Here is a 3441-nt window from a genome sequence, read left to right on the forward strand (position 1 = left end):
GCGGCGGGCGGCGCAGCCGGCTGGTCGCCGGGCTGCTGCTGGCCGGCGTCGCCGTGCTGGTGGCCCTGCTCGCCGCCCTGCTGGCCTCCACCCTGCGCGGCACCGTGGAGGTCCCCGCCACCGTGGGCCTGACGCAGGAGCAGGCCGAGGCCGCCCTGGAGGACGCTGGCCTCGTGCCCCTGGTCTCCTCGACCCACAGCTCCGAGGCCCCCGCCGGCACCGTCATCAGCAGCGACCCGCCCGAGGGCACCGAGCTGGACCGCGGCACCCAGGTGGGGCTGCGCGTCTCCCGCGGCCTCGAGGGCGTGGTCCTGCCCGGCAGCCTGCGCGGCCTCTCCGAGGACGCGGTCCGGCGGGAGCTGCAGCGGCTCGGCCTCACCGTGTCCTCCGTGCAGTACCAGGACGACGGCCGCCTCGAGCGGGGCATGCTGGCCCGCACGGACCCGGCGCTGTCCACCTCGGTCCCGCCCGGCTCTTCGGTGGTGCTGCACCTGTCCAGCGGCACGGTGCGCGTGCCGGACGTGGTGGGCATGAGCGCGGAGGACGCGCGGCGTCAGCTGGCCCTGAGCGCCCCGGAGCTGCGCGTGCGGATCCAGGACGAGGACGGCGCGGCCACGGAGACCGGCACCGTGGTCTCCCAGGACCCCGGCGCGGACGCGCGCGTGGACAACCGTTCCTCGCTCACGCTGACGGCGTCCACGTGGGTGGAGCCCACCGCCGAGCCGACCCCGCCGCCGTCGCCCTCCGCGGAGGTCCCGCCGCCGGTGCGCCCGAGCGCGCCGCCGTCCTCGAGCGCGCCGCCGTCCTCGAGCGCGCCGCCGTCCTCGAGCGTCCCGCCCTCCGAGGAGCCGGAGCCCTCGGAGGAGCCGGAGCCGGAGCCCTCGGCGTCCCCGACGCCCACGCCCTCCGAGACCGTGGACCCGACGCCGTCCGACCCCCCGTCGCCCTCGCCGTCCCCGGACCCCACGACGCCGACGCCGAGCCCGACCGGGACGACGACGCCCACCGAGGACCCCTCGCCGACGCCGACGCTCTCGGACCCGGCGCCGACCCTCACGCCGGATCCCGAGCCGTCGATCGACCCGCCGCCGTCGGACTGATCCGGGGCGGCGCCGTCGGCGCTCAGTCCCCGCGGACGAGCGGGGAGAGCCGGCCGCCGCGGTCGGCGGCGCCGGTCAGCCCCACGGACTCGAGCCAGTTGCCGAGCATCCGGTAGCCGCCCTCGGTGAGGACCGACTCGGGGTGGAACTGGACGCCCCACAGGGGGGCGGAGCGGTGCGCCAGGCCCATGACGACGCCGTCCTCGGTCTCCGCGGTGATCTGGAGGACCGCCTCGTCCACGGTGGAGCGCACCGCCGCGAGCGAGTGGTAGCGGGTGGCGGTGAAGCGCTCGGGCAGGCCCGCGAACATGGGGTGGTCGCCGTGGCGGACCAGGGACGTCTTGCCGTGCATCAGGGACTCGGCGTGGGTGACGGTGGCCCCGAACGCCTCCGCGATGGCCTGGTGGCCCAGGCACACGCCGTAGAGCGGGCGGCCGCCGTCCGCGGCGGCGCGGATGAGGTCGAGGGAGACGCCGGCGTCCGCGGGGGCGCCGGGGCCGGGGGAGATGAGCACTGCGGTGTGCTCCGCGGCGAGCTCGAGGGCGCGGGCGGCGTCCACCTCGTCGTTGCGGATCACCGTGGTGCGGGCGCCGAGCTCCTCGAGATAGCCCACCAGGGTGTAGACGAAGCTGTCGTAGTTGTCGACGACGAGGACGGAGACCTCGGGGCTGGGCACGGTGCCGCTCATTCCTCCCCGCCGCGTGGGAGCGGGGTGCATAGACTGGCCGGGCACGCCGCTGACCCCGGTCCTGGGCTGGTCAGCAGGATACCTCCCCCGTCTCGGCGCCCGCCGGGCGGGACGCCCCACCACCGTACCCCCACTCGAGGAGACAGACCCGTGGCAGCACCCTCCGGCAAGCGCAAGGACTCGGCCCGTCGCAAGCGCGAGGAGCTCGAGGACGCCCGCCGCGGCGCTCGCCGGGGCTCCTCCGCGGTGACCACGGACCTCGGCGACGTGGATCCGGGCCCCAAGCCCCTCTCCCCCGTGTACAAGGCCGTGATGTTCGGCCTGATGATCGTGGGCCTGCTGTGGATCGTCGTCTACTACCTCACGCAGGGGCTCTTCCCCATCGTGGCGATCGGCGGCTGGAACATCCTGGTCGGCTTCGGCATCGCCCTCGTGGGCTTCCTCATGATGTCCCGCTGGAGCGAGTGAGGCGACTCGGGTTCGGCCCGAGCGGGGGCTGACCACGGCCCTGCGCGAGGGGCCGGGTGAGGTCCGGCGCGGGGGTCCGCAAGGGACCTGAGAGTGGGCCTGCGCGGCCGCCGACACGGAATCACACGTGTGTAGTTCTCCACACCGGTGGACAACCCTGTGGACGACGCAGACCCGGCTCCGTGCGGGAGGCGGGCGCCTCATCCACACTGTCCACACCTGTGGACAACTCTGTGGGTACTCGTGCACACCCCCCTGTGGACAACTCCCGGAAGCCGGGGACGCCCGGCTGACCCGCCGCCGTCGGGCCGGTGTCCGGTCGGCCTCCCGGGCCACACGCCGGCGGGCCGGGGCCGGAGCATCGCGCCCCCCGCCCCGGCCCGCTCGGCCGGCTCCGCCCGTCCCCTACCGCAGGACGGCGTCCAGCCCGATCCGGTCGGCGCCGAGCACCGTGAGCACGGCGAGGAGCGCGGCCACCAGCACCAGGCCGGCCGCCTGCGCGCCCGCCGAGGGGGCCGACGCGCGGCCGGGCCGCAGTCCGCCGGCCAGCGAGTACACCAGGGCGACGACGGCGCCCGTGATCAGCCCGCCCACGTGGACCTGCCACGAGATGCCGGGCAGCAGGAACGAGATCACGAGGTTCAGCCCGATCAGCACGGCGATCGAGCGCACCTGCCCGCCCCGCACCCGGGTGACGAGGAACAGGGCCGCGAACATGCCGTACACCGCGCCGGAGGCGCCCACCACGGGCTGCAGCGGGTCGGAGACCCACAGGGCGAACACCGCCCCGCCCACGGCGGAGAGCACGTAGAGCGCCACGAAGCGCCACCAGCCCAGGGCCGGCTCGAGCACGCGGCCGATCACCCACAGCGCCAGCATGTTGAGGATCAGGTGGGTGGGTCCGGAGAGGTCGTGGACCAGCGCGTAGGTGGCCATCCGCCACGGCTCCAGACCGAACGGCGACGTGTAGAGGCCCGCGTACCAGAGCGCGTCGGTCACGCCCGGGACCGTGTCCCGGGTGGCCCACTGGGCCACGTACGCCGCCACGGTGACGGCGATCAGCGTCCAGGTGACAGGCGCGGCGGCCAGGCCGGTCCGTCGTCGGGCGGGGGCGCCGCGACCGGCGGCGCCGGCCAAGCCCACCCCGCCGGGGCCGGGGCTCCCGACGGCGGCGGGGGACGTCGT

General features: G+C 75.8%; 4 protein-coding genes. 2 read left to right on the forward strand and 2 right to left on the reverse strand.

The window, feature by feature from the left end; translation table 11 throughout:
- Positions 1 to 1100: PASTA domain-containing protein (locus NWP10_RS11020; RefSeq protein WP_258300943.1), on the forward strand; the 1100-nt coding region annotated here is incomplete at its 5' end.
- 22 nt (positions 1101 to 1122) lie between these two features.
- On the opposite strand, the gene NWP10_RS11025 is transcribed toward NWP10_RS11020, so the two are convergent.
- Positions 1123 to 1788, reverse strand: coding sequence for an aminodeoxychorismate/anthranilate synthase component II (locus tag NWP10_RS11025; RefSeq protein ID WP_017488923.1), 666 nt, complete (start codon positions 1786 to 1788; stop codon positions 1123 to 1125).
- Positions 1789 to 1938: 150 nt separating this feature from the next.
- On the opposite strand from NWP10_RS11025, the gene NWP10_RS11030 reads away from it, so the two are divergent.
- The gene (locus tag NWP10_RS11030; RefSeq protein WP_017488924.1) at positions 1939 to 2256 is read left to right on the forward strand and encodes a cell division protein CrgA; all 318 of its coding nucleotides are present in this window, start codon (positions 1939 to 1941) and stop codon (positions 2254 to 2256) included.
- Between the two features lie 405 nt (positions 2257 to 2661).
- On the opposite strand, the gene NWP10_RS11035 is transcribed toward NWP10_RS11030, so the two are convergent.
- Positions 2662 to 3399, reverse strand: coding sequence for a rhomboid family intramembrane serine protease (locus NWP10_RS11035; protein WP_258300944.1), 738 nt, complete (start codon positions 3397 to 3399; stop codon positions 2662 to 2664).
- Positions 3400 to 3441: the final 42 nt, after the last annotated feature.

The sequence above is a fragment of the Micrococcus sp. HG099 genome (assembly GCF_024723355.1).
GTDB classification, from domain to species: Bacteria; Actinomycetota; Actinomycetes; order Actinomycetales; family Micrococcaceae; genus Micrococcus; species Micrococcus endophyticus.

Excerpts from the sequence above, each read along its gene's own strand:
- NWP10_RS11025 (WP_017488923.1), bottom strand. The coding sequence starts at position 1,788 with ATGAGCGGCACCGTGCCCAGCCCCGAGGTCTCCGTCCTCGTCGTCGAC.